This is a genomic window from Halioglobus maricola (assembly GCF_009388985.1).
Classification (GTDB): Bacteria; Pseudomonadota; Gammaproteobacteria; order Pseudomonadales; family Halieaceae; genus Halioglobus; species Halioglobus maricola.
On the sequence record NZ_CP036422.1, the window covers coordinates 2135570 to 2159452 of the forward strand.

At 49.9% G+C, this 23883-nt stretch carries 22 protein-coding genes; 6 read left to right on the forward strand and 16 right to left on the reverse strand.

What is annotated here, in order from left to right:
- Position 1: 1 nt before the first annotated feature.
- The 11 genes from EY643_RS09680 to EY643_RS09730 form a co-directional block, all read right to left on the reverse strand.
- The gene (locus EY643_RS09680; protein WP_205743195.1) at positions 2-1717 is read right to left on the reverse strand and encodes a Na(+)/H(+) antiporter subunit D; all 1716 of its coding nucleotides are present in this window, start codon (positions 1715-1717) and stop codon (positions 2-4) included.
- Positions 1710-1976 (reverse strand): hypothetical protein, encoded by a 267-nt coding sequence (locus tag EY643_RS09685; protein WP_152662018.1) that lies wholly within the window; start codon positions 1974-1976, stop codon positions 1710-1712. The genes EY643_RS09680 and EY643_RS09685 overlap by 8 nt, the downstream gene beginning before the upstream one ends.
- The gene (locus EY643_RS09690) at positions 1973-3433 is read right to left on the reverse strand and encodes a monovalent cation/H+ antiporter subunit D family protein (RefSeq protein ID WP_152662019.1); all 1461 of its coding nucleotides are present in this window, start codon (positions 3431-3433) and stop codon (positions 1973-1975) included. Before EY643_RS09690 ends, EY643_RS09685 begins: the two co-directional genes overlap by 4 nt.
- A complete protein-coding gene (locus EY643_RS09695; RefSeq protein ID WP_152662020.1) occupies positions 3430-4920 on the reverse strand; it encodes a monovalent cation/H+ antiporter subunit D family protein in 1491 nt (496 codons plus the stop codon). The genes EY643_RS09690 and EY643_RS09695 overlap by 4 nt, the downstream gene beginning before the upstream one ends.
- Before the next feature lie 4 nt (positions 4921-4924).
- A complete protein-coding gene (locus tag EY643_RS09700; RefSeq protein WP_152662021.1) occupies positions 4925-5284 on the reverse strand; it encodes a cation:proton antiporter subunit C in 360 nt (119 codons plus the stop codon).
- Complete coding sequence (locus EY643_RS09705; RefSeq protein WP_152662022.1) at positions 5281-6258, reverse strand: DUF4040 domain-containing protein; 978 nt, start codon at positions 6256-6258, stop codon at positions 5281-5283. Before EY643_RS09705 ends, EY643_RS09700 begins: the two co-directional genes overlap by 4 nt.
- Entirely contained in the window at positions 6255-6581 is a 327-nt protein-coding gene (gene mnhG / locus EY643_RS09710) for a monovalent cation/H(+) antiporter subunit G (RefSeq protein ID WP_152662023.1), read from the reverse strand. The genes EY643_RS09705 and mnhG overlap by 4 nt, the downstream gene beginning before the upstream one ends.
- On the reverse strand, positions 6574-6849 hold the full coding sequence (locus EY643_RS09715) for an MrpF/PhaF family protein (RefSeq protein ID WP_240732878.1): 276 nt from the start codon (positions 6847-6849) through the stop codon (positions 6574-6576). Before EY643_RS09715 ends, mnhG begins: the two co-directional genes overlap by 8 nt.
- 1 nt (position 6850) lies before the next feature.
- A complete protein-coding gene (locus tag EY643_RS09720; RefSeq protein ID WP_205743196.1) occupies positions 6851-7345 on the reverse strand; it encodes a Na+/H+ antiporter subunit E in 495 nt (164 codons plus the stop codon).
- 4 nt (positions 7346-7349) lie between these two features.
- Positions 7350-7835 carry a Rap1a/Tai family immunity protein gene (locus EY643_RS09725; RefSeq protein WP_152662024.1) on the reverse strand — a complete coding sequence of 162 codons (486 nt, stop codon included), beginning with the start codon at positions 7833-7835 and terminating at the stop codon, positions 7350-7352.
- Positions 7836-7936: 101 nt separating this feature from the next.
- Positions 7937-8581, reverse strand: a complete 645-nt coding sequence (locus EY643_RS09730) for a DsbA family protein (protein ID WP_240732879.1) — start codon at positions 8579-8581, stop codon at positions 7937-7939.
- A 326-nt stretch (positions 8582-8907) separates the two neighbouring features.
- Between EY643_RS09730 and EY643_RS09735 the strand changes: the two genes are divergently transcribed.
- A complete protein-coding gene (locus EY643_RS09735; RefSeq protein ID WP_152662025.1) occupies positions 8908-10071 on the forward strand; it encodes a DNA-binding protein in 1164 nt (387 codons plus the stop codon).
- Between the two features lie 437 nt (positions 10072-10508).
- Here EY643_RS09735 and EY643_RS09740 read toward each other — a convergent pair whose 3' ends face one another.
- Positions 10509-11210, reverse strand: a complete 702-nt coding sequence (locus tag EY643_RS09740; RefSeq protein ID WP_152662026.1) for a hypothetical protein — start codon at positions 11208-11210, stop codon at positions 10509-10511.
- Positions 11211-11505: 295 nt separating this feature from the next.
- On the opposite strand from EY643_RS09740, the gene EY643_RS09745 reads away from it, so the two are divergent.
- From EY643_RS09745 to EY643_RS09765, 5 genes are all read left to right on the forward strand, one after another.
- Positions 11506-11871, forward strand: a complete 366-nt coding sequence (locus tag EY643_RS09745; RefSeq protein WP_152662027.1) for a hypothetical protein — start codon at positions 11506-11508, stop codon at positions 11869-11871.
- A 103-nt stretch (positions 11872-11974) separates the two neighbouring features.
- A complete protein-coding gene (locus EY643_RS09750) occupies positions 11975-12205 on the forward strand; it encodes a hypothetical protein (protein WP_205743197.1) in 231 nt (76 codons plus the stop codon).
- A 1050-nt stretch (positions 12206-13255) separates the two neighbouring features.
- Positions 13256-14170: a GIY-YIG nuclease family protein gene (locus EY643_RS09755; protein ID WP_205743198.1), complete on the forward strand. Its 915-nt coding sequence runs from the start codon at positions 13256-13258 to the stop codon at positions 14168-14170.
- Between the two features lie 497 nt (positions 14171-14667).
- Positions 14668-16005, forward strand: coding sequence for a S1 family peptidase (locus EY643_RS09760; protein WP_170287349.1), 1338 nt, complete (start codon positions 14668-14670; stop codon positions 16003-16005).
- A 103-nt stretch (positions 16006-16108) separates the two neighbouring features.
- The gene (locus tag EY643_RS09765) at positions 16109-17218 is read left to right on the forward strand and encodes a DUF4238 domain-containing protein (protein WP_152662029.1); all 1110 of its coding nucleotides are present in this window, start codon (positions 16109-16111) and stop codon (positions 17216-17218) included.
- Between the two features lie 134 nt (positions 17219-17352).
- On the opposite strand, the gene EY643_RS09770 is transcribed toward EY643_RS09765, so the two are convergent.
- From EY643_RS09770 to EY643_RS09785, 4 genes are all read right to left on the reverse strand, one after another.
- Entirely contained in the window at positions 17353-18189 is an 837-nt protein-coding gene (locus EY643_RS09770; RefSeq protein WP_152662030.1) for an FRG domain-containing protein, read from the reverse strand.
- 201 nt (positions 18190-18390) lie between these two features.
- The gene (locus EY643_RS09775; RefSeq protein ID WP_152662031.1) at positions 18391-19569 is read right to left on the reverse strand and encodes a hypothetical protein; all 1179 of its coding nucleotides are present in this window, start codon (positions 19567-19569) and stop codon (positions 18391-18393) included.
- Between the two features lie 10 nt (positions 19570-19579).
- The gene (locus tag EY643_RS09780; RefSeq protein ID WP_152662032.1) at positions 19580-23221 is read right to left on the reverse strand and encodes an ATP-binding protein; all 3642 of its coding nucleotides are present in this window, start codon (positions 23219-23221) and stop codon (positions 19580-19582) included.
- Positions 23211-23876 carry a DUF4194 domain-containing protein gene (locus EY643_RS09785; protein WP_152662033.1) on the reverse strand — a complete coding sequence of 222 codons (666 nt, stop codon included), beginning with the start codon at positions 23874-23876 and terminating at the stop codon, positions 23211-23213. The genes EY643_RS09780 and EY643_RS09785 overlap by 11 nt, the downstream gene beginning before the upstream one ends.
- Positions 23877-23883: the final 7 nt, after the last annotated feature.

Sequence of the window (23883 nt, forward strand, 5' to 3'; positions counted from 1 at the left end):
TCTAGCCAGGCAGAATATAGTGTATTAGCACATAGCCGGTGAGTAATATCGCAATCCAGAGTGCGGTGGTGCCGATCGGCCAGGAACGGGCAAACAGTGCGCGCTCCTCGCTATCTGCAGTTTCCGGCTGTCCCAGATAGTTGGCGGTAAGATGGCGGAGCAAGCGCTGTCCAGCGCTGCCCACTACCTCGCCTATTTCTTTCACCGGTTGCACCATCACGGCGAGACGCTGTAAAGCCGCCGGCACGCCTCTGCGCCAGAGCCAATCCACGTCGAGACTGATGGTTTCCGTGCGCTTCATCAGCGGCAGCAGCAGGAAGAAGGCCAGCCCGGAGAACAGCAGCAGTTGCAAGTAGAAGACGACTTTACCCGGCGAGTAAGCCACATAGTCAACCGGGTAGGGCAGGAAGCGGTATAGCCACTCAGGAAAGATGCCGAGCAGCAGACAAAGCGCAGAGAAAATAATCATGGCCAGCGCCATATTCCATGGCGCGTCTTTGGGCCTCAGGCCTGAGTCTTTCTGGAAGAATACAAACCAGGGGAACTTGATCCCCGCGTGAAGGAATACGCCAGCAGAGGCAGCCGTAAGCAGCATGTAAACCCACACCAGACTCTCGTCAGCGGCAGCCTGGGAAATCATGCTCTTGGTGGTAAAGCCCGAGGTCAGTGGGAAACTTGAAATCGATAGGGCGCCGATGATGCAACAGATCGTAGTAAGAGGCATCGTGCGGAACAGTCCGCCCAACTCGGTGCAGCGGTTTTTGCCAGTGCGGTAGATGACCACCCCGGCACTCATAAACAGCAGCGCTTTGTAGATGATATGGGCAAAGGCATGCGCAGCCGCACCGTTCAGCGCCATGGTGGTTCCGATACCAATGGCGCAGACCATGAACCCTACCTGGTTCACGACCGAGTAGGCCAGAATACGGCGGATATCATTTTCCAGCAGGGCATAGATAATCCCGTACACCACCATAAACAGGCCGATACCAATCAACACTGGTTCCCCGGGGAACAAAAGCATCAGCGCCAGCACTGCGGTCTTCGTGGTGAAGGCGGAAAGGAATACAGAACCGGTGGGACTGGATTCCGGATAGGCATCTGCCAACCAGGCGGAGAGGGGCGGCGCTGCAGCGTTGATGAGGATGCCACAGAGAATCATCCAGCTGTTGAAGTCCTGTGCCAGCATGGGTGTAATCTGGATAGAGCCTGTACTCACCACAACGCCTTCGATACCTACCTTCAATATCACTCCACCGAGCAAATGCAGGATTGCGTAGCGAATGCCGGCCGCGCGAGATGCGGGCGTGCCACCACTCCACACCACGACTGTGGAGAACAGGGCCATGAGTTCCCAATAAATAAAGAGGGAAATCAGATCACCGGCAAAACTGACACCGATGGCGCCGGCGGCGTACAAAAATGCCGCAGCCAACTCATGCCATTTCGCTGCGCGAAAAGCGAAGAGGCCGCCCACGAAAGCCATGAGCGAGAAGATGGTAGCAAAGAGTCGCCTGAGTGGGCTGCCTTCTACTGGCTCGATATCGTAGGACAGGAATCGCACCGTATCCTGCACGCCATCAGGTACCTGCCATACGGCCCACAGGGTCAGTAGCGGCGCGAACAGTACGATGGCAGTGCGCAGGTGCCCGCGAGCCGGGCCGATGGCCAGGGCCGCCACCACCATGATTAGCGCGGGTGACAATACTTCAGGCATCGACATCGCGCTCCGCGTAGTAGTCGCGCGGTCGTTTTAGCAAGTAACCCAGACCTTTGGCGAACAACACCATCAGCAGGCAGCTAAGAAAACCGTATACAGCGCCGAAACCAAGCCAGCCGTCGACGGTAAAGTAGCCTTTTACGTACCACACCAGTTGCGCTAAAACAGTCAGGGCCAGTACTGCAGAGAACCCCCACCACAATTTACGTATGGTGGACGGCCTTACGAGCCAGTGGTCGTCGTTGTGGTTGCTCATCGCAGCATCTCCTGCACCAGCTGTTGTTCCAGCTGAATAACCGGCCCGTTGAAGAAGAAAAAGCCCAGAGTCAGTAAGGCCGTAAGGCTCAGCGCGAGCACTACCAATGGGGGCGCTTCGCCGTGCTCCTTGCCCCCTGGCGGCTCATCGACAAACCAGGCCATAAAGATGATAGGTAGAAAATAGGCCGCATTCAGTACCGTACTGATGATGATGGTGAATATGGCGACCAGATTATCCGCCTGGAAGGAGCCTGCCAGAATATACCACTTGGACACGAACCCTCCCGTGGGTGGCACGCCGATCATACTAAGCGCACCGATGGTAAAGGCCGCCATGGTCCAGGGCATGCGCCGGCCGATGCCGCGCAACTGGTGCAATTCGGTTTTCTTTGCTGCGGTGTAAATTGCGCCGGCGGCAAAGAACAGAGTGATCTTGCCGAAGGCGTGGGCCACCATGTGGATGGCGGCTCCAATTTCTGCCAGTGGTTTCAGTACCGCAGCGGCCATGACCACATAGGACAACTGCGCCACGGTGGAGTAGGCCAGCAAGCGCTTCAGGTTCTGTTGGCGCAGTGCCACCAGACTGGCGGCGATAATGGTAAAAGCCGCCGCATAAACCAGCCAGCCTGCGCTGGGTGTGGCGAACAGGAAATCCACTCCGAAGACGTAAACGATAACTTTGGTCACCGTGAATACGCCGGCTTTTACAACGGCGACCGCGTGCAACAAGGCACTGACCGGGGTTGGCGCCACCATGGCGGCTGGCAACCAGCGGTGGACGGGCATCACTGCGGCCTTGCCAACGCCGAACACAAACAGTGCCAATAGCAGGCCCACATCAGCACCCGAGATATTGCCTTCCAGAATACCGCCAGCGGTAAAGTCGCCGGTACCGGCTACGTGATATGTCCAGATGATTGCCGGAAGCAGCAGGCCGATCGAGGTGCAAAGCAGAATGCTCAGATAGACACGGGCAGATTTTACTGTCGCCTCGTCACCCTTGTGCGATACGAGAGGGAAGGTAGATAAAGTGAGCATCTCGTAGAACAGGAACAATGTCAGCAGGTTGCCGGCGAAGGCTATGCCCATCGTGGCAGCGAGGGCGAGGGCGAAGCAAGTATAGAAACGCGTCTGTTTCTTCTCTTTGTTGCCGCGCATATAGCCGATGCTATAGATCGAATTGATAATCCACAGCCCAGAGGCCAGGGCGGCAAACAACATTCCGAGGGGTTCCACCTCAAAGGCCAGGGTGACTCCCGGCATGAGTTCGCCAAGCATCAGTGCCGGGCGCTCGCCGGCGAACAGGTCTGGCAACATCCCCCAGACTACCCATGCCAGAGTAGCGGCCCCAACCAGGGTGACTGCCTCTCGCAGGTTGTCTGACCAGCGCGCCGCTAACTGTATACCCACGGCAGTGACCAGAGGCACGCAGATGGCCAGTGCTATGGCGCTCATAGTGTTTGCCTCAGGAGCAGTTGCGCCGCGGCGGATGACAGGGCCAGCGGAAACTGTGGGAACAAACCGAAAAAGATATTGGCGATGGCTACCAGCCAGGTGACCAGCAGCAACTGTAAGGGGGCTTCTCCATGCACTGCCTCCTCGTCAACCGGGGTTTTAAAGTACAGGGTCTCGATGATGCGCCAAACGTAAGCGAGCGCCATCAGCGAACTGACCAGGATAATAGCGACCAGCACCCAGGCCAAACGCCCCTCGTCGAGGGCTGCATTGATCAGCAGCCACTTGCTGATGAAGCCCGCAGTGCCAGGAATACCGATCAGGCTGAAACCACAGATCACCATGGCAGCGGCTGTCCAGGGCATGTTGCGGGCGGCCCCGGCGAGTTGGGCAAGACTTAAATCGCGATAGTGATAGCCCAGCCCGGCTATGGCCAGGAACAAACCACCCTTGGCCAAAGCGTGGTTAAACATGTGCGAAGAGGCCGCAGTAAGCCCGGACTCGGTCACGAAGCTGGCACCCAGCACGATATAGCCAATTTGCGCGACTGAAGACATTGCGAGCAAGCGCTTGATATGCCCCTCAAATACTGCCACTGCCGAGGCTACCAGTATGCCGAGCAAGGCCAGCGGCATCAGAAACAGGGAGAACTGCAAGGCATGCTGTTCGAGATTGGCCTGGAACACCCAGAAATCGAAGCGTATGAGCACGTAAATAGCGACCTTGGTAGCGCAGGCAGCCAGGAATACGGTCACCATGTGAGGCGCGTGGGCGTATGCGTTCGGCACCCATACGTGCAAGGGGAAAACAGCCGCCTTCAGTGCAAGGCCTATGGTGATAAAACCTGCCGCCACCAACAGCGGATTGATATCGGTGACGCCACCGATGCGAGCCGCCATATCAGCCAGATTGAGAGTGCCCGTCATCATATAGACAAGGCCCACACCGATCAGATAGAAGGTGGCGCCGATGGTGCCCATGATCAAGTATTTGAAGACGGCGGGAAGTGCCCGTCGATCCGGCCCGCCGGCAATGAGTACGTAGCTAGCCAGTGACGATATTTCCATAAAGACGAAGATATTGAACGCGTCCGCTGACACCACGATTCCCACCAGCCCCGCCAGCGCCAGCAGCCAGGCGGAATAAAATAGAGGCTGTCGCTCGAGTTCTATCTGTCGGTCTACACTTGGCCGGCTCGCGAGCAGGGCGGCCGCGGCGGCACCGGTTACGATCAGCAACAGCAGCGCGCTGAAAGCCCCGACTGACAGCTCGATGCCATAGGGGGCCTCCCAGCCTCCCATGTCGTACTTGAAATGGGCCCCATCAGCGACGGCGATGGCCATGTTCAGGGCAATGGCGAAGCTGAGAAGAGCGACAGCAGTCGCTCCCGCCCAGGCCAGCCCTCGGGGTTTTAGCAAAAGAACCAGCGGTGAAAAGAGCATCGGAACGATGACCTGCAGAGCCGGTAGGTGGGGAGTTAGATCCATGGTTTCAATCAGCGTCCAGAATCTCGTTTTCTTCGATGGTGCCGTAGGCTTCGTAAATGCGAACGACAATAGCCAAGCCGAGAGAGAGGGTAGATACCCCGACCACGATGGCGGTCAAGATCAATACTTGTGGCAGGGGATTTGAAAAAACCTGATTCTCTACACCTTTTTGAATAATTGGCGCAGTGCCGCCTTCTACCTTGTCCATGGTGATATACATCAGGAACACGGCAGACTGGAAGATCGACAGGCCAATCAGTTTCTTCACCAGGTTAACCTTGGCGATGACGGTATATAGTCCAACCGTGAGCACGATAGCGAATACCCAGTAGTTGAAGTAGCCCAGTAGTTCCAGCAGGTTCATGAGCGCATTGGCCTCGCGGCGAAAGCGTGGAAGATGGTGAGGAGGGCGCCACAGACTGCCATCCCCACACCAGCCTCAATTAGCAGTATGCCCAGTTGTTGCCCTTTGGCAGGGTCGGATGCCAATACCGAGTATTCCAGAAAATTGCCGCCCAGCAGAACGCACACAATGCCCACCGCGCCATAGAGGCAGGCGCCGCCAATTACCAGGCCCATGAGTACAGACTGGGGCACTGCTCGAAGGGCTGCTGCTTCTCCTTCGAGAAGAGCGTACAAAATGACGCCGGAGGCGATCAGAGCGCCTGCCTGGAACCCCCCTCCAGGTCCATACTCGCCGTGAAATTGAACATAGAGGCCGAACAGTACAATAAAGGGTATGAGCAATCGTCCTACCACCTGCGGTATCAGGTGGTGCCGCAAACCCGAGGCCTCAGGATCGTAGGAACTGCCCTCCGGTGGCTTGACGCCGAGAATAAACAGTACGCCGATACTGGCTGCAAAGACGACAAATACCTCCCCAAGCGTGTCATACCCACGGAAGCTACCCAGCACGGCAGTCACCACGTTAGGGAAATCCATTAGCACGGGAGTGTTCTCGAGGTACCAGGGGGCCAGATGTTGGTGCACCGGCGCCTCCGGGTCACCCAGGCGAGGCTTATCGAATGTCGCGTAAATCATGATGGTGGCCAATATTGCCACCACTACCATGGCCAGCCGCCGACCGGATCGCACCTTTTTTTCCCGCTCGACAGTGAGCGCCAGCGCAGAGAGAAAAATCACCGTGGTGATCCCGGCGCCGACAGCGGCTTCAGTAAGCGCCACGTCGGCCGCGTCGAGAATAAAGAAGTTGGCGGCCATCAATAGACTGAAAATCGAAGTCAGCATGACCGCGACGAACAGATTCTTGGTGCGAACAATAGCCAGCGCGGTGATAACCAACAGGGATAGTAAAAACAGTGCGAAGATGATGATCATGGCGTGTCGTTCTCGCGCTGTGTGGCGGTGGGGCGCATTCCCGCTTGCAGTGCCGCGTTTGCCAGAGCGTAGCTGGCTGTGGGGCCGGTGAGGAGCAGGAACAGCATAATGGCACCAAGCTTGAGCGCAGCCAGAGTAAAGCCGGCCTGAAGAATCATACCTATAAATATCATGATAGTGGCCATGGTTTCAGTCAGGCTAGCGGCGTGCAACCGAGTATAGAAATCCGGTAACCGCAGCGCGCCGATGCCGCCGATCACGACGAAGACAGCGCCCCCGCAGAGCAGGAACCAGCTAACGATATCCAGGGCCAGGTCAATCAAGATCTTTTACATCCGTTGCGCGAGGTTTCTTCTGACTGAATTCGAGAACCGCCAGTACACCTACCAGGTTGATCAGCGCATAGGCCAGTGCCAGGTCGAGGAAGTCCGGTCGCCCCATCAGGAACGCGATGACCGACAGTAGCAATACGGTTTTGGTGCCGAACATATTTACCGCCAGCACCCGGTCGTAAACAGTCGGCCCGCGCAAGGCGCGGACTAACGCGAGCACCATGGTCACCAGGATAGCCAGGGAGACAGCGATATACATTTCAGTCCAACCTCAGCCTGGCAGTGCGTCGTTCCGCTTCGCCGCTCTTAAGCCCGGCCGCGCTCGCGCTGGTTAGGCAGTGCACCAACAATCGATCTTCATCTACGTCGATGGTCACAGTCCCTGGCGAAAGGGTAATGGAATTGCCCAGTATGACTTTGCCGGAGTCGGTTTTTTCTTGAGTGGTGAGTTCGACCAACTCGGGCTCGATCGGCAGCGACGGAGACAGCACGACGCGTGCGACTTCTATACTGGACTGGATAACTTCACCGAGCACCCACCACCAAAGTGCAGGTAGCCGCACTAGCGAGCGCACCGGCATTGCATGGCGAAAGAAACCCATGCGCTGGGCGAGCCAAAGACTCAGCAGGCTTGAAAAAACGCCCAGCCCGATCAGTAAAGGCTTGTAGAGGCCGGACCATAGCAGCCAACAGGTGAACAAAATCGCCATGAAGCCCGCCAGCTGCGATGATTTGGCGCTGTAATCTGTGTTCATTTCCTTACTCTGAGCAGGGGTAATGCTGGCGCAGCGAATCGTCGACCGCAATACGCGCTGGAGACTCGGCAGTTTCATCTATGTCGAGAACGACCAGGTCATTGACGACAGTATCGACCACCTGGCGCAATGGCAGCGGGTCACCGAGGCAGAATCCCGCCAGGCTGCCTGGACGGTCATACATGTCACGCCGTGGCATGCGGGTACGCTTCGCTCGCTCTGTCAGGGAGTCAGCACTCCCGGTGACGACTTCTTTGGCGATACGTGCGTCTGTCTCGACAGCGCCATCGATAAAGCCCTGGATGTAGCGTGTGCAGTACTGCCCATCAGCTCCCTCGGGATCGGACTGCAAAAACGTACAGTGAGCAACCAGTTCGTGAACTGTCAGTACTTCCAGTGCACGGCTGCTGTTGGCAAAGCTCATAGCCAGGAGGAGGGGCAATAAAAATGCCACCCGGCTGGAGGGTCTGGCGTTAATCAATTCGGACATTATGTTCTCTATAGGATCAGGTGCATTAGACCAGAGCCCAGTATAGATGAAAACAGATACGACTCGGAAACTACAGTCGTCGTCACAAAGAAGTTTCGGTGTTAGCGCCTTGCCATCCCCAGGAATGAATCAATGGCGGCAAGGGCAGGGCGGTGCTCACGGTAATCGACAGGGATGGGATACAAGGCGTCGTCCACTTTCAAAACGAGAGATGGAAAAGAATTCACCCCAAGCTCACGCCGCAGCGATAGCTCCATTTGCAGCTTGCTCTCTGTTTCTGCGCTAAGTAGCTCTGCGGCAAACAGATCAACATCAAGCCCGAGTTCGCCTGCGAGAACGACCAGGGTGTCGTTATTTGAGGGATTCATGGCCCTTAGATAATAAGCTTGCTGAACAGCATCGATCATCGGCTGCTCAGCGTTCTGATTGGACGCGGCAAGCACAGCCCGGCATGCAGGGAAAGTTGACCTGCGTGGCTTACAAAGTCTCCAGAAATCAAAATTGAATTGCGCGCCTGTCGCTGCGGCGACGTCTTTCCAGTAACTCGCGATCGTGTGCTGCTGTGCCAGCGGCATCGGTGCGTCCGTGTCCGGCGCAAGACCTCCAAGCACATTAACAACATCAATCTCTGAATCAAGGTGGAGCCGCAGCTGGTCCCAGGTATTGCGATAACCCCAGCACCAGCTGCACATGGGATCGTGGATATGAAACAAGGTCGGCATGCGGAGAGGGTAACGTTGATCCATTAAATGCTTAAGTAAATCATGCACAGCTTTCAACAGAATATAACTAATAAATTCAGTAGCTTACAAAACCTTCTTTTCAAGTATTTTTAAGAATTGTGTATTCGAAATCAGTCACACGATCCTGGTGTAGGGTTTTCAAGTAAGTTCATGGCAGGTTCATCCGTGTCGCGGCGCCTGTCCCAATGATCTTAAGTAAATCACAGCATATATCAGTGATGAGCAATAATTTATTGCACTATGAAAGGTGAAATGACAGTAAAACATCGTTGAAATTATATTTACTGACAGTTAATATAATTCCAAGACCTGTTTATTGGAGAGGCAAAGTGGCACCTACGATAGAAATATCCAAAGAGCTGTATGCAAAGTTAGAAAAATTGGCTGTAGGTTTTGATACGCCAGAGGGCGTGATTGATCGATTAGCAACCAATTACGATTCGAGCAATGTAAGCACCGACACAGTGAACGTGCCCCAACCGGCGGCCAGCCGGCTTGATGCTGACGACCAAAAAAGTTTCATCGCAAAAGTTTTCGCAGATGTTTTCGGTGTCACACCTCGCCCTTTCGGGCAAAAGGCCGGACGGTGGGTTGGAGTTAGCGACGACAACGATGGGGTCCAGTGGAACGTGGCATTACCAAGAGACTCAGCGGAAGCTTATCTGGGCGTTAATTTGGAAGGCATGAAATACAGAGATTGGCCAATCGCGCGGTTGCTGCTGTCCGAGAAAGAAAACCTCACGCTAATAGAACTTCGAGACGTAATCTCTGCGGCAGACCTGATTACTGTGCATTTAACTAGAGATGCATGGCAAGCGGCTGCCAGGCCGCAGATTAAAGAGAAGCAAATCGGTGTCTCAGGTAAGGCGCTGGCCGCCCTTGCCGAGCAGGAGTGGAGAGCTATGGTAGATGAGGCTCTGGAATGCCTAGATGCTGCCCAGGGTTTTCTAGCGCGAGGCAAGCAGGAGGTTACGCTCGAAAAATCAGGCGAGTTAGTTGAGAGAGAGACATCGCCTCATTTGACGTTTAGAACGCTTATCTGGGATAGCCCCCCGACGTCTATGGAAGAGGCTATGGCATGTATTGAAGCCGCCCAGCAACGGTTACGGCCAGTGTATGACTGGGTAGAGGGTCACTTGCTAGGAGGAGTAAATTTGGGCTTATACGACGAGCATGAAAGCGGGTATTGGGCAGTAACTGAAGAAAAAGCGAAGGATTTAGTGGGCAAGAATATATATCTACACAAGAAGCAGGCGGGGCCGTCATGGCATGGAGGCTTAGTCACTGCTTACCGCGTCGTGAACTACGAGGACAAGCCCAGGGTGATCTTTACGTACAAACCGGCTTTGCCACAAAAGGGCGTAAAGGCTCCTAGTTTGAAGTGGGGGCCTTATGCTGAGAAGCTTCTCACCGAAGACGGCATTCACTTGCTGCACAAAGACCCTAAAGGTTTGGGTTTATGGGGGCCAGCGGGTAAGAACGCTGCAGAATAGCGAGTGATAGGCTTCAGAGCTGCATGATCGCCTGTACATCGAACATACGCTTAGAATGGGCACGAAAATGGCTGCAAGGAAAACAAAGAGAGACTACGAGGGAAAATACCGAATAGGAAAGGGGCCTTCGCGTCAGCTAAAGCCGCACAACCAAGTCTCATGGGACAAAGTGGTCAGGCTGGCGAACAGCCGTGCTGACGGTAAAGTAGACTTTGATGAGTTATCAGCTCTAGTTAAAGATCATGAGCACGGAACGCAGACGGCGGAGTACCCATACCAATTCATAACGTACTGCATCAAACAAGATTGGCTCGTCCGGGCAGACGACGGCTAGCTGCATTGGCTTGGAACTGATCTGAGAGACAGTGTCGCATTCTCGATGTCTGCTTTCGCCTAAAAGCGGACATTAGGGCGGAGGTGTGGGATTTGCATTTTTGCTACTGCCCGCGAATTGCGAATACTCTCGCGATGGCGATAAAACCAAGGATCAAACCCAATAACAAACCTACCGGCATTACCGGCACAGGCTGTGCAGGCGTAGTCGGAGTAGTCGGCGGAATAACGATCGGAGCATCGTGCAATTCAAACGCGAGGTTAGCGGGTTGCGGGGCAAACCATGCGTTCCCATCTGCATCACGACTCCACCTGAGATCGTTGGTAGTGGCTCCCTCAACCCAACTCCATGACTCAGCAAGATTTGTACTGTTGACCACAGACAGGTAGTAGTCAGTGGAACCTAGCAGGGCTATCGGCGCTGCAAGGTTGAACGTGTATTGGTAGATCGGATTAGTACCTAGCTCGAGTCCTCCGGTGTCTACCCGCACGGCAGCAACACCAGACAGTTCGATCAGTGGAAGGACTTCAGGAGAGCCACCACCATCATCCGCAAAGATGCGAATGGTGAAGTTGTCCGTCGGCAAACCTGAACCATAGGCACCCCAGGCCACAACTGCCTGAATACTGGTATCCGATGCGAGAGAGAACCGCTGGGCCTGCTGGTTAACGAAATTAAACGTGAAGTCTGACTTGTAACCTCCAGTTGTAGCAGGCGGGGACTGTGAAAATACTGGAGCACCAAATGCCTGAGAGGCACTGAACAAAATGAAGGTTAGGGGAACAACCCTGAATAGGGTTTTCAATCTAGGACTCAGCATAGAGCTTCTCTGGTTTTTGTATGTCAGTTCAATCTAGCGAAATACACCTTAGTTTAACAGTCTAGCGTCGCGGCTCAACCCCGGATTACATAAACTTCCTTTATCGAGTTTTCGAATTACTGACTAGATAGGACGAGATTGGAATCCGCCAAACTTCTTCTTTGAGGTGAAAGCAGAACTTTCTGGATAGCTCAGCCTATTCAAGCCATCCAATATCCGCTTTCGCCTATTTTCGGACTTCGGTCTATCCTTGATTGGTCAGAATTTGTAAGGATAAAAAATGATAGATGCCAGCACTCATGAGGCAATGGCGATGTGGTCTGCAAATGCCATCACCAGCTTCTCAATTTATTTGACCTTCACGTTCGCCTATTTGACTGCCGCTTACTTGGCAGGCGCAAAACTTACGAAGTACCAGGTATTCGTCGTTAGCACGCTATATAGCGCTGGCGCTCTCATATCTTTATTCGCGGTAATCAATAACCTCGAACTGTACACGGTTCTACTCAATCAAGATGAAACTCTGCGATCTTCCATTACATTTAGCGGTGAATTTTGGACGTATTACATAACACCTCTTTTTATGATCGGGATAGCGGTCAGCTTGTCCTTTATGTGGTATATCCGTCATCCCAAGACGGAATGACCGCTATGAGGTGGAAGCGGACCATTGATTTGGAACTAGAACTAACCTTGGATGCCACGTCGTGTCGGGGCTCTTATAGCTAAGTCGTAGCCAAAGACCAGACGTGGATACGCAGTTGCCCGACTACGCGCGGCCAGTGTTCGTGCGTCTGCAGCAGGATACTGAAATCACGGTGACCTTTAAGCTGCTGAAGGGGAAGCTGCGCGAGCAAGCCTACCATCTGGATAGGGTGGGTAAAGATCGAGTGTATGTGCGCCACCCTCGCAGCGGTGACTATCGGGTGCTGGATGACGCCTTTTATCAGATGATCCTAGCGGCTGAGGCGGGTTACTAGGAGGGGATGCCTGCCTGCCAAGCCGGGAGTGAAACCTTGAAGTCCATTTCAATCTGCAGCCTTTCGCAGGTGGCGGCTGTGCTGGAGAAGGAGAAACGTGCCCTGGGTCTTGATTGAAGATGTCGTGAAGATGACGACAATCGACAAAGAGTTCACCATGAAACTCCTTTTGAATGCGCATCAACTAAGTCCCACTCGGTCTTTTGCAACAGCGAATTGGTCAGAGTAATTCGGCAGAGATGGTCAGGGTATTCCGGCAAGCCGGTCAAACGGTCGCAGCGCCCACATCAGTGATTCGAACAGTCGGGATGCCTTGATAGGAAAAATAGCGGGGGAGGGCCGCAGTTTTTGGACGGACATAATTGAACATCACAATCCGGCTTCCTCCAGTTAACGCAATGCATGCCTGGACTGCTAATCTGATCCAATCAAAGATCGCGTGCCGCCGCACGGAACGTATTGATGCTTTTCCTGCAGGTTTTTTCATATTGGAAAATGTCCGCCGGACGGGATCCCCTGTCCTTCATGACCAGCAATATAGACCGCCTTATATGAGCGGTAGCGTAGAACTCATCATTCAAACAATACACCTACTTACCCGCAGGGCACTCCTGCAACTTTGGGGTAGGGGATTACCGCCTGCACGAAAGGTTCTCACGTTTTCTTGGAAACTGGCGCCTCGGTCGCTATTTCTTTCCAACTTTACTTGTTCGTCCATCCATCTGAAAAACAGCATTAAAAATAGGATCGTTAAGCCATTGATTTAGCGGGGAAAACGCACAGAGCGTGAGATTGTCATTACCCACTTAGACGCACTAACGATGCGGCTATTAGCAAAATCCGTAGTAATTTTGAGATTGTTATAAATATCAATCTTTTAGAGATAATATCTCAAAATATAATCAAGCTTTGACTACATTAGCACTTCAAATACTCCGGTCAAGGTCCGGGTGAATCGACCATGTTCGTTTTAGATGAGGTTTCCGATGACTTTCGGGCCGCTTCCATTTAACTTAGCAATCACTAGAACCGCCTAAAGATAAACTGGAGATGGATCTCAAGCTAATGTCCCAGCCTTATACAATTCGGCTTTTTGTTCCTGACGGCAATCCGGATGACCTTAAAATAATCGACAAAATGAACTGGACAGGTGTAGGCCTCGAGGTGAGTAGAGATTCCTGGTCGAAACACAGGGCTCGCCCAGAATTTAATCAGGCAGGTGTATATATCCTAGTTGGATATGAAGAGGCCGATGATCTGCCTACTGTATACGTGGGTCAGGGCGATGGCGTCTTATCCAGGATAGATGCTCATGAAAAAGAGAAAGATTTCTGGGATCGTGCCCTCACGTTTGTCTCTAGTAATGGTGGGCTTAACCGAGCTCACATAACATGGCTAGAATGGGCTTTGATCAAAAAAGCAGCAGAAGCTAGCCGCTGTAAACTAGCCAATGGAAACACGCCGAAAGAGCCCGTCCTAACTGAATCTGAGAAGGCCGATACGCGGCAATTCTTGAACGAAATTCTCAGTGTGCTTCCTCTAGTCGAGATCCGATTGTTCGAAAAAGCAACAATCATTAAGGCGACAGATAATGCCCTCGTCCAGAAAGCCACAACGCTTGACACGATCATCGTACCAGCCCAGCAAGATGGTTTTAACGAAGTATTTGTGGGCGAAAATTGTTGGTATGCGATTCGTATCGGCGGAGGGAAGCTGAAAGATATCAAGTACATCGCTGCGTATCAGACCGCGCCTGTGTCGGCAGTCACGCACTTTGCCCAGGTCGAATCTATCGAACCCTACGGAGATGGTGGAAAATATAAGCTAAATTTTACCGCCCCTGCCCAAAAAATTGGCCCCATTACTTACGGAAATGCGAAGCAAGGCATGATGCAAAGCCCACGGTACACCACCCATGAAAGGCTCATTAATGCGAGCTCTCTGGACGATCTATTTCCGAATTGAATGGTTCCGACCACTCAACTGCTTGCCTACCTTCCCAGGCTGTATCCCTGTCATAGAGTGGCCAACTCCGAGATGAAAGCAGGAACACAGGATTCTGAAGGTACGTTGTCATTACTCTTGGTTCAAGTACAAACCTGATGTGAGAGCTTTTTCCAATCTTACCAATGTTGAACCAATCGTGAACTTTCGTTACCAAATGGCACCGTGTGCCGAGAATATCCAAACCCGTTACTGTTATCCAAAGCAGATTGGTACCAGGTGAAGTCATTGTTGGCCTGTTAAGCTCGCTCAACAGACTTCAGGTAAAGTGTGATATCGCCCGAGCTCGCATAGATGCTACCAAGTATTCTATTTCTGAGCGGTGCTCTTCCGATGGATTGATCAAACAGAGTTGTATTGGAATGAAAGAAAGAGGTTCTTATCAAACCAAGTTGGAAATACCCTCTAATAGTGTTCTTGAGAGGAATTGTCGATGGGGGCGGCCAGTGTTTTCGCCCGTGGATGGCATCGAGGAAGACCTTTTATGGCGGTTTAAGGGCCTTAATGTTGCAATAGGCTTCGTAAATGAAGAAAACCATAGAATTATTGGAAGCGGGGTTATGGTGGCTCCTGGTTTGTGTTTGACTGCAAGCCATGTCATCGAAGAGACATTAAGGAAACAAGCATTACTTCACACATTTGTCGATGACAAAAATATGCGAATTTGGTCGCCTGAGGACTTTCACGCTCAGAGATTTTCAGCCCGGTTGCTTCCTTTCCAAAGGCCTGAAATGAAGTATTCAGATGTAGGGGTTCTATCATGCTCGCCTTTCTCTTCTTTTAGTGATTGTGAAGATTATCTCTTTGCACCGCTAAGAATAGACGTACCTAAAATCGGTGAAAGACTGTGGACCACCGGATATAGAGAAACGCTAAATGATGGTGTGCCTACGGTTGCTTTTTTTATTTCCTCTGGCTTGGTTACCGAGCAGTACCTAGAAGGAAGAGGATCCCACCTGCAAGGACCATGTATCGAAGTTGCGATGGAAGCCTTGGGTGGTATGAGCGGTGGAGCAGTGTTTAATGAAGATGGCTATATCGTAGGTGTAATATCTTCATGTCTAGGCGACCAGAATGACAATAAGGGGCCCACTTACGTGACATTGCTTTGGCCATCGCTACTTTCAACGGTCCATAGCCCATGGCCGGATCAGTACTGGCCTAATCAAGTGGGTGGACTACAAGTTTCAGTTGAGAATGGTGGAGCAAGAGTATCTGGTTCTGCAAGATGGAGTGATGAAGGCTCTATGCTCGTTACTTTCTATAAGCAAAGCGAAAAAGCAATGACTTCCGTACTACAAAAATCTGGGGTCGATGTTCTCGCATATGGATTTGAAATATCTGATTTTTTCTACGAATACTTTGAAGAGTTTTTGGAGGAAAAAGGCCAAGAATACCTGCCTATGATGGACAATGAGCTTTTCCGTAAATCGCTTTCAGAGAGTCCTGTAACTGAGGTTATTAAGTTATTTCGATGCGTAGATACTATCGGTTTGGAAGGCATTGAAGACCTGGAAGTTCAATCCATATCTGGACTTGAAAACGGCTGTATAAGTGTTAACGCCACGTTCAACATACGCGGTCTATTTATGGTTCTTGAAGTTTCGAGTCTTGAGTATCAGTGTCATGAGGAAAAAATCAACAAAAATGAAGCGTTACATAATAGGCAGATCTATGGCGAAGTTGTTAGATACGAGCACTATGTGAGGCCATATTATCGTGTGAATTTTGCATTTGATACTAAGCAGGAGCATCCATCCAATCTCAAGATCCAAACAATAACATTGAGAGTGTGAAGGCCGTAGGCCAATAGAATTAGCACATACACCATTTCTTCTTGCAAGCCTATGCGAGCCAAAGAGTAACTGCCATACCTTCGAATAATTCATTGGGCATATTGTGAGCTATACAAAAAACCAACATGTTATCTCGCGTTGGATATTAAGAAACTTTAGAAGTGACGACACTGCGACATTAGATCGCGACAAGAAAAGAGTGTGGACACATACGGTATATCACGATCCTGATAAAGGTAATGTCTTGAGAGATATACCCTTACCAATAGCGTCCGTAGGAATGAAGAAGGATTGTTTTACACTTTCAGATGGAGAAACAGGCTGCAAATTCGATATTGAGGATGAGCTTTCTGTATATGAAAAAAAGACGTCGGACCTTTTCAATTCTCTAGTAAAAGAGCATGATTTCGAAAAACTACTAGAAGTGGAAGGGCATGATTATCCCCTTGAGATGCTCTTAAACTATGCAGTTATTCAAGTTGTACTGGGGCTGCACAATCCACAGAATAAATCTGAATACACTCATGAAATTCTAGAGTATTTTACTTCGTTGTTATTGCGAGATTTTGAAATAATTCGTACCCAGGTAGACAACCCTCGGCCTGAAATTGCTGCTCTTATGCAGGGAGACTTATACAAAAAAATGAAGAGGGTGGTGAACTCTTCATCACCTAAAAGAGACATCTGTAACACGCTTTTGGTTCTATTTATGATTGCGGAGTGCGAAGGCCTCCCAAGCCTCATTAATTTCTTACCTACTATACGAAACACTTTATTCAGAGGCATCTATGTTGAGGCTATTTACCACACGGGTTATGAATTCGATGCAACAGGCCCTAGGCCTGTATTTACAATCGGCCCGAATATCATGTGCCTTGACTCCGAGAAAGGGCTTCTTGACTTACCTTTATCACATAATCTTGCCATACACTTTTCAATTGGGAAACATGAATACTACAATTCATCGCTGGATATTTTTAGTGCGGATCCGAGTAAGTTATCCTGTAAAAAGAGCAAAAATATCAATGTTTACAAGGTATCTCATGATTATATCGACAACATAACTTCAACCATAAATGCCATAAATATCTCTCAATCTAATACTATCTATACCCCTCACTGTCTAAAAGATGTAGAAGACTATCTTGCTTTGCAGGCTAATAATGAGGCTTTTTACCGTACACCTGAGGCCCCAGAATTGGTTATCACATAGAACCTGGCGTAAACAAACGTGGTGCTATGCGCAGAAAAGGGGAGGCATAACCTCCATCGAGCTTACGACTCGAATGGCAAGAATTACATGACGGCGGTTAATCCGAAAAGGAAGGGCGTTATTCTTGAGAGTCTTCATCCTGCTTGGTCATGAGCACCAAATTCAGTCTGAACCATTTCACAAATTGCTTTAATCTCGTCATTCTTTGGATATAGGGCTTGGTGGGGAATCGCATCAAAGTCCGCACCCCAGAATCGAGCTTTGGGGATTGCCAGCTTTGCCACTAATCGAACACCTAAGTCTAGGGAAGCCTGTTTCCTCTCAGTACGTATGGGAAATGAACCAACCAAATAGCCTTCCTGAAAATGTGGCCTCAAAGCCGAGTATGGACTCGCGCTTAGAAGCCGGACGTTGAGAAGCTCATCTTCAGTAGAGTATGTAATCGTCCCTTGAGGGTGCGGAAGCGCGAAAGCAAAAAGGTACCCCTCGGAATCACATTTTTCCAGGGCAAAGGATGCGGCAACACGGAGAGAATGCGTTAGATCGATCAGCGGCGTGTCGCATACTTCGTAGTGTTGAAGGATCGACCACAGCAGTTCGGGGAACTTTTTAAGTTTTTCTATTCCTTCGATATTTGCTTTATCAAGCTTCGAGAGTAGCATTTGAGAACAAGCATCCAGCTTTTGAAAACGTCGACTAAGCTCGTCGATCCGTAGGCTTTTTCCGGGACTCCGAAAAATTGATGGGTAAATAGAGCTAAGACCAGAACTGAGTAAGTAATCTTTCGGTTGGCCCCTAAAAAACAGAGTGTAATCTGGATTATGATTCGCGATACGGGCGACTACGGGAACCAGTTCGCGGAATGTATTTACCCTAAGAGGCTCACTCTCCCGTATTTCTCTATTAGTCGACTTCTCATTCGAAACGATCGAAAGGTGCGACCAGACTCTTTGGTTCGATAGCGATCTCATAGTATCAACCGGACATAAACTAGAGGGATGATATATAACACAAATCTTGGTTCATCGAACGCAGCTTCATAAAACATGGGCCTAAAAAAAACTGACAGTCTAAGCTGATCCAGGTTAGGCTTGAACAATTGTTCACAGGCGGAAAATGACTTTCTATGCCTCTATCTAGCGCAATCATCGAGACCATCTCGGGTCTGAGAACTAGTTTACTTGCTGTAAGTATTCTTCCAATTCTGTAACGTTTACGATTTCTTGGTCGACAAACAAGTTATTCTCTCTAATATCTGGTAGCAACACTTGATCCGCATAAAAACAGCCGGTTGTACCAGGGTCCACCTGGGTACCTTTACTCCCAGAGGAAATTGGGTGAGCGTTTCCTGCTCTAAGCTGCTGGCGCATCAAATCATAGGCTGGCTTCCAGCCCGTGATACTCGTAAAAATACCATGTAATGCTGCCAAAATTGCAAGGCCAGAATAGTCCAGGTCACCCCAGAACGAACATGCAATGTCTTCTTCTGAGTGTTTTTCCCACCAAGCAATGAAACGCTGAAGGGTCCGATCAGACGCTGGATGCATCTGACTGATAGAATAGCCACCCGCATCCCTGATACGGGACGCCGAGCCCCTAAATCCTGCCGTGTAGACGATAGCTATCTGGCTGTTTTCTAAGCGGAAAAGGTAATCGGCCATCATCTGAAAACTGTCCTGGTTTTCAATAAAAAGAACCGATGAAAATTCTTCGGGGATATACACGTTGACGAGGATTGGCCGTGGGATCACCTTATCACTTCGATGTGGAAATGCTGATACGAGGTATTCTTCCTTATTATCCAAGTATTTTGAGTCGCCCCAGAAGTGGCGAGCCGAAAGGGAGCGAAGTGTGGCGGGTATACTAAGCGCCACCTCTAAAGACAGAAGCTGGTTTAATATCTCTTGAGCGCCTTTATTCGGATACTGGAGAGGATTGACACCGATAAATTGACGAGCAGTCGCATGAGACCACTGCATGGAGCTGGCGGCCTGCTGCCACTCATCCTTATAGGGTAGTTTTTTGGGGCGATTCAGCCACTGCCTGACCGTTTCTTCATGGTCGCTGTTGAATCGGACTTTAGCGTTCTCATAGACTTCTTTTCCAGTCTCAGCGCGATCTGGCTCAATCTCAAGTATTCCGAAATCCGCCTCGAGCTTCTGAATTAGTGACCAAACAACAGGCGCATCTTCGCTGTTGTATTCAAATAATGACGGTGTGGATTTGGGGGTCAACCTTATTAGGAGCCGAGTCCCCGTGTCGGCTTTGTCGAGAAAACTCGACAAAAGACGGTTGATATCCTCATAATCAGACACCCAGATGGGCGCATCGGCTGGCGGCACTAGACTCATACTGTACGTTTCACACCACGTCTTCCATAAAGTCCAACATGACTTGTTGGCTGACAGTCTTTCTATGATTCGCCCACAGGGCCTTGATTTTATCCTTGTTGCAGGTTTTTCTATCCACCAGTACCTGTGTTTCTAGTTCTCCAATCTTTTCTTCAGAAGGACATTTGCTGAAGACGACCTGATTGCTAATCAGATCTAGGAATGGTCCTGATTTACTAGTGGGCATGATGAAAATTAGTTGTAGACCCAAAGCTTCGGTAAGGTAGTTAATCACCTCGCGAGAGCGCGTTTCATCCATTTTGGAGAAAGCTTCATCCACGAGAACCATTCTGCAATGTGCATTTCCCTCGTTGAATTTAAAGGCTGATGTCACAGCCGCTGATCGAATGATGTAGGCTGGCGTTTCTAGTTGGCCGCCAGAACCAGTTCCATAGGTACTAAGCGCAATCTGTTCCTTGTTCTCCGGGGTTTTATAGATTTCATAGTGCCGATAGTTTCTGTAATCACTGATGCGTTCCAGTTCTCGTAGGGCAAACTGAGTGTCCTTGTCCAATAGCATAGACATCAGTCGGTCACGGACTTCTATAGATTTATCGCTCAGTTCGGCATCGAATAGGGTAGTCCCATCGCCCAAGCTTGGAATTTCGATTATCTCCTTGAAGAAGCGATAGAAATCATAGAACTCCGGAACCCATTTATAGGCGAAACTAAAACGTTCTTTATCCGTACCAAAGACATGATTATCGAGCTCGCTGTTCAGATCATCCAACAAACGCCGACCATCGTTGATGGCCTGGTAGATTGAATGGCAAAGATTTGTCACAAACGCTGTATTGAAGCTCTCTTTTAACTCTCCCAGCTTCTCTTGCTTGCCCACTAATACATTATTGTTGAGTATGTTGTTTACGACCTCTATCTCGGTTTTGAGGCCAACAATCTTCTTGAAGTAGGTGTCGTCGTGTTTAGGCCCAAAATTCTCGGGGAACACGATGACGTTGTAGCTGTTGCTATTTTGATTATGGGCAGAGACTTGATAGTAAAGATCGCGATCAAACTTTTCTAGATCTGCTTTGGCTCTCTCAATGACATCAGAAAAATCAAAATCACTGCCTGCTTGTGCCGCTTGCGCGTCCGCGTGTACTAATCTTTGAGATGCATCATGACTAGGGTAGATCTGTGCTGCCTTAACTACAAGTTCTTCCTTGGTACCTTGTTCTTCTTCAAGTTTTTCCTTTTCATCAGCCAGTCGCTCTACCTTTTCCTTTAAAGTGGTTGACTCCTTTTGGTGGTTGCCCAAGGTTTTATTTAAGGCTTGAATACTCTGATCAATGGCTTCGTGCTCGGAATTGAGTGCTTCTAATCTCTCTTCGAGCTCCTCAAAGTCCGATAGATCGAGTGACTCAAGCTGATATTCGGCCGCCTGGAGGTCACGATAAAGAGACAGCATTTCATTAATCATAGAGGTGCAATGTATAGGCCGTACTTGATCCATGAGATCTTTTATACGACCTACGCGGTGGTATTCAGCAGAGACTAATTCAAGCTGGCCACTTAATTGCTTAAGTTCGTTATTTTTAGCGATTAGCGCTCGTTCTCGAGCGCCTTGGCCAAATACGAGTTCACCATCACTAATATCACACCGAAACATGCTGTAGTTACCAGAACCCAGGCCATCAGGTGTGACAGCTCGACGCTGGTCCTTAAGTTCATTTTCGTTACTTACCCGCAAGAGATTGCCGTAAGAGGCTTGCACAAAATATTCAGCATATTTGTGAGTAAAGGTCATCACGTCCAGGATTGAACCTGGTTCAGAGCATTTACGCTGGGCATCATTTTGGGCCTTTCTTCCCTGAATAATTTTGGCGGAATTACGCCTGCCTTTCAGAGAGCGAACTAGCCGTATAGCATCCGCTTCATAGTCAGGCTCAACCAATATCGAAAACCTGGCCCCCCCCATATAACCTTCAATCGCCATTTGCCACTTAGGATCTGAGACTTCAATGTAGTCACAGAGTACAACTGGTTTTGCACTGGGGCACTGTTTTTCAATCGCTTCAACTGCCGCAGAGATATGAGGAGGATAGCTAACGGTATGGCCCTGAAGCTTTTGTATCTCTTTCTCTTTTGATCTGACCTGTTCCTCGACGCGGGCCATTTGTCCGTGCTTGGTACCATGTAGAGACAACACCTGATCACGAAGGTTTTTAGTAGAACCATCACGCTCGTTATCACTAAGCATTGCCGCAAAAGCGTTGTGAGTCGACTCAAGATTTACCACTTCATCGAGCGAGTGCTCCAGTGAGGCAATATTCACCCAGTCCTTAGTGAACAACTGCTGTGCGTCAATATTGCTGTCAGCAGGTCCATCTATCACCTGCTTTAACAATCTGTTGAAACCGGCAGTATCCACGTAGGGGATGTCGACTCCTAGAGAAGTCTGCTTGAGTTTAGAGGACAGCTCCTTAGCCGCAGTATGATTCTTCCCAAATTTCTGGTTCTGTGTCAGGAAAGGCCCAGCGACGCCAGTGAGCCTCCCCTTAATGAACTCAATAGACTTATCAAGTTCATCCTTGGTTTTAAGTGTATCAATGCCCCGACGCTGCGCTTCGAATTCGACAAGTTGGCTATGAACGTGCTTTCGTTTCTCGATCGATTGCTCGATGTCCCTTTGCATTTCACTAATCGATTGCTCGTTGTTACGCTGTTGATCCTTTGCTGCGAGATAGTCCCCTTGCTTAACTTTGTTTTGACGTGCAACTTCGGCGTACTCGGTAACGCACAAATCTAGCCAACTGGCTATGTAGGATTCTGAAGAGGAGAGAGCGTTGTCTAGATTCACAATAGCATCGTTGATGGTTCGCGTTTCTTCCTCCATTCCGTGTATTGTCTTCATGAGTTCTGCGACCTGACGGATGTCATCAGAGATATCCTTAGGTTCCAGTATCTGGTTGGCCACAAACTCTGAGATGCTTTTCACCGGTTTGTAAGCCATGAAGTTGGAGAACGTTCTGGCAGCATGCTTTGCTTCCCGGTCCGATACTGCGGAAGAAGACCCTTTGAACGCTCCATAGAGGCGACGTAGGTATTGGCCTTTCTTGTCATATACCTCGACCGCACTCTTTCCTAGCTTTATCTGGAGACTCTGGTCTACTCGCTCAAAAGTAACAACAGTTTTCCCGATTTTCTCCTCTAGAATGAAGTGGTCTAGAGACAACTCATGACCTGGCACAATCAGGAATTTTATTTCTTCCTGCCTTGCCTGTTTGGGACTGGTACTTTCATCTAGCTTTGCACGCACACACATGACTGCGGTAAAGGGCTCCGCCGACTCGCCTTGAGTGGGGTGGAAGATACCCGCAATGTAACCATCCGTCATACGTAAGCGAGAATAACTTCCATCGTCGCACCCCATTACATAGGAGGCTAGCGTGCGTACCTGTTTTCCACCACGGCCTCTTTGAGTGGTTTCATCCTGCCCAGGATTGTAGTTATACAGATTCTCATAGGCTGCGGTCATTAATGATTGGAGACCGTCTGCCGCAGTGGTTTTACCCGAACCATTACCACCTGAAAACAGGTTGATAGGGCCAAAGTCGCACTCCATATTGGGGATATTGCCCCAGTTTACGTAGATAATGCGCTTACAAAACATGCCGGGGTTCCTTATTGTTCATAGCTCCTTCAATCGGATACAGCGTACTGAGTACATCGTCGCTGACAAACGTGGCAATCGACGGTTGAATACTGACCCAACTATCCTTATCACCAATACTTTCTTCCAAATTGAAATCGATCAGTCGCAATTGGCGCAGCTTCTTGAAGATCGCTAAGCGCTCACCTTGGACCTCAGGTAAAGGCCGCTTCAGTAGACTCTTATGGGAAATGGCAACGCTCTCCATTGCTATTAAGACGCAACCGTTCTCATCAACGTGCCCCTCACGAAGGGATTTCTCATATTCCACACGCAGTACCAGAATGGTGGCAATGTCCTGTTGGCTGGGTTTAACGCGAAAACCTCCATTGAATGGCGTGTCTTCAATGTCTGGCATACCTGAAACCGTTGCTCCGGGTGGAAATAATCGAATAAATCCAAACTTTCGGTCATGCTGAATGCGAACCTTGAGTGGTGACAAATAGTCCTCGACTAGATCCTCACACTGTACATAGCGGTCGTACAATTGGGTCTCTACCTGGCTTTTTTCACGTGTGATCACACCGTGATCCAGTAGCCGTATCACTAGTTCAGAAAACTCGTCATTAGATATATGGCTTTGACTCAGCGCTTCTTGAATAACGTCCGTTATCATTCCTCTA

Bases quoted from the DNA above. Each gene is read 5' to 3' on its own strand.
- EY643_RS09680 (WP_205743195.1), bottom strand. From the start codon at position 1,717: ATGCCTGAAGTATTGTCACCCGCGCTAATCATGGTGGTGGCGGCCCTG.
- EY643_RS09685 (WP_152662018.1), bottom strand. From the start codon at position 1,976: ATGAGCAACCACAACGACGACCACTGGCTCGTAAGGCCGTCCACCATA.
- EY643_RS09690 (WP_152662019.1), bottom strand. From the start codon at position 3,433: ATGAGCGCCATAGCACTGGCCATCTGCGTGCCTCTGGTCACTGCCGTG.
- EY643_RS09695 (WP_152662020.1), bottom strand. From the start codon at position 4,920: ATGGATCTAACTCCCCACCTACCGGCTCTGCAGGTCATCGTTCCGATG.
- EY643_RS09700 (WP_152662021.1), bottom strand. From the start codon at position 5,284: ATGAACCTGCTGGAACTACTGGGCTACTTCAACTACTGGGTATTCGCT.
- EY643_RS09705 (WP_152662022.1), bottom strand. From the start codon at position 6,258: ATGATCATCATCTTCGCACTGTTTTTACTATCCCTGTTGGTTATCACC.
- EY643_RS09715 (WP_240732878.1), bottom strand. From the start codon at position 6,849: ATGTATATCGCTGTCTCCCTGGCTATCCTGGTGACCATGGTGCTCGCG.
- EY643_RS09720 (WP_205743196.1), bottom strand. From the start codon at position 7,345: ATGAACACAGATTACAGCGCCAAATCATCGCAGCTGGCGGGCTTCATG.
- EY643_RS09725 (WP_152662024.1), bottom strand. From the start codon at position 7,835: ATGTCCGAATTGATTAACGCCAGACCCTCCAGCCGGGTGGCATTTTTA.
- EY643_RS09730 (WP_240732879.1), bottom strand. From the start codon at position 8,581: ATGGATCAACGTTACCCTCTCCGCATGCCGACCTTGTTTCATATCCAC.
- EY643_RS09745 (WP_152662027.1), top strand. From the start codon at position 11,506: ATGATAGATGCCAGCACTCATGAGGCAATGGCGATGTGGTCTGCAAAT.
- EY643_RS09755 (WP_205743198.1), top strand. From the start codon at position 13,256: ATGGATCTCAAGCTAATGTCCCAGCCTTATACAATTCGGCTTTTTGTT.
- EY643_RS09770 (WP_152662030.1), bottom strand. From the start codon at position 18,189: ATGAGATCGCTATCGAACCAAAGAGTCTGGTCGCACCTTTCGATCGTT.
- EY643_RS09775 (WP_152662031.1), bottom strand. From the start codon at position 19,569: ATGAGTCTAGTGCCGCCAGCCGATGCGCCCATCTGGGTGTCTGATTAT.
- EY643_RS09780 (WP_152662032.1), bottom strand. From the start codon at position 23,221: ATGTTTTGTAAGCGCATTATCTACGTAAACTGGGGCAATATCCCCAAT.
- EY643_RS09785 (WP_152662033.1), bottom strand. From the start codon at position 23,876: ATGATAACGGACGTTATTCAAGAAGCGCTGAGTCAAAGCCATATATCT.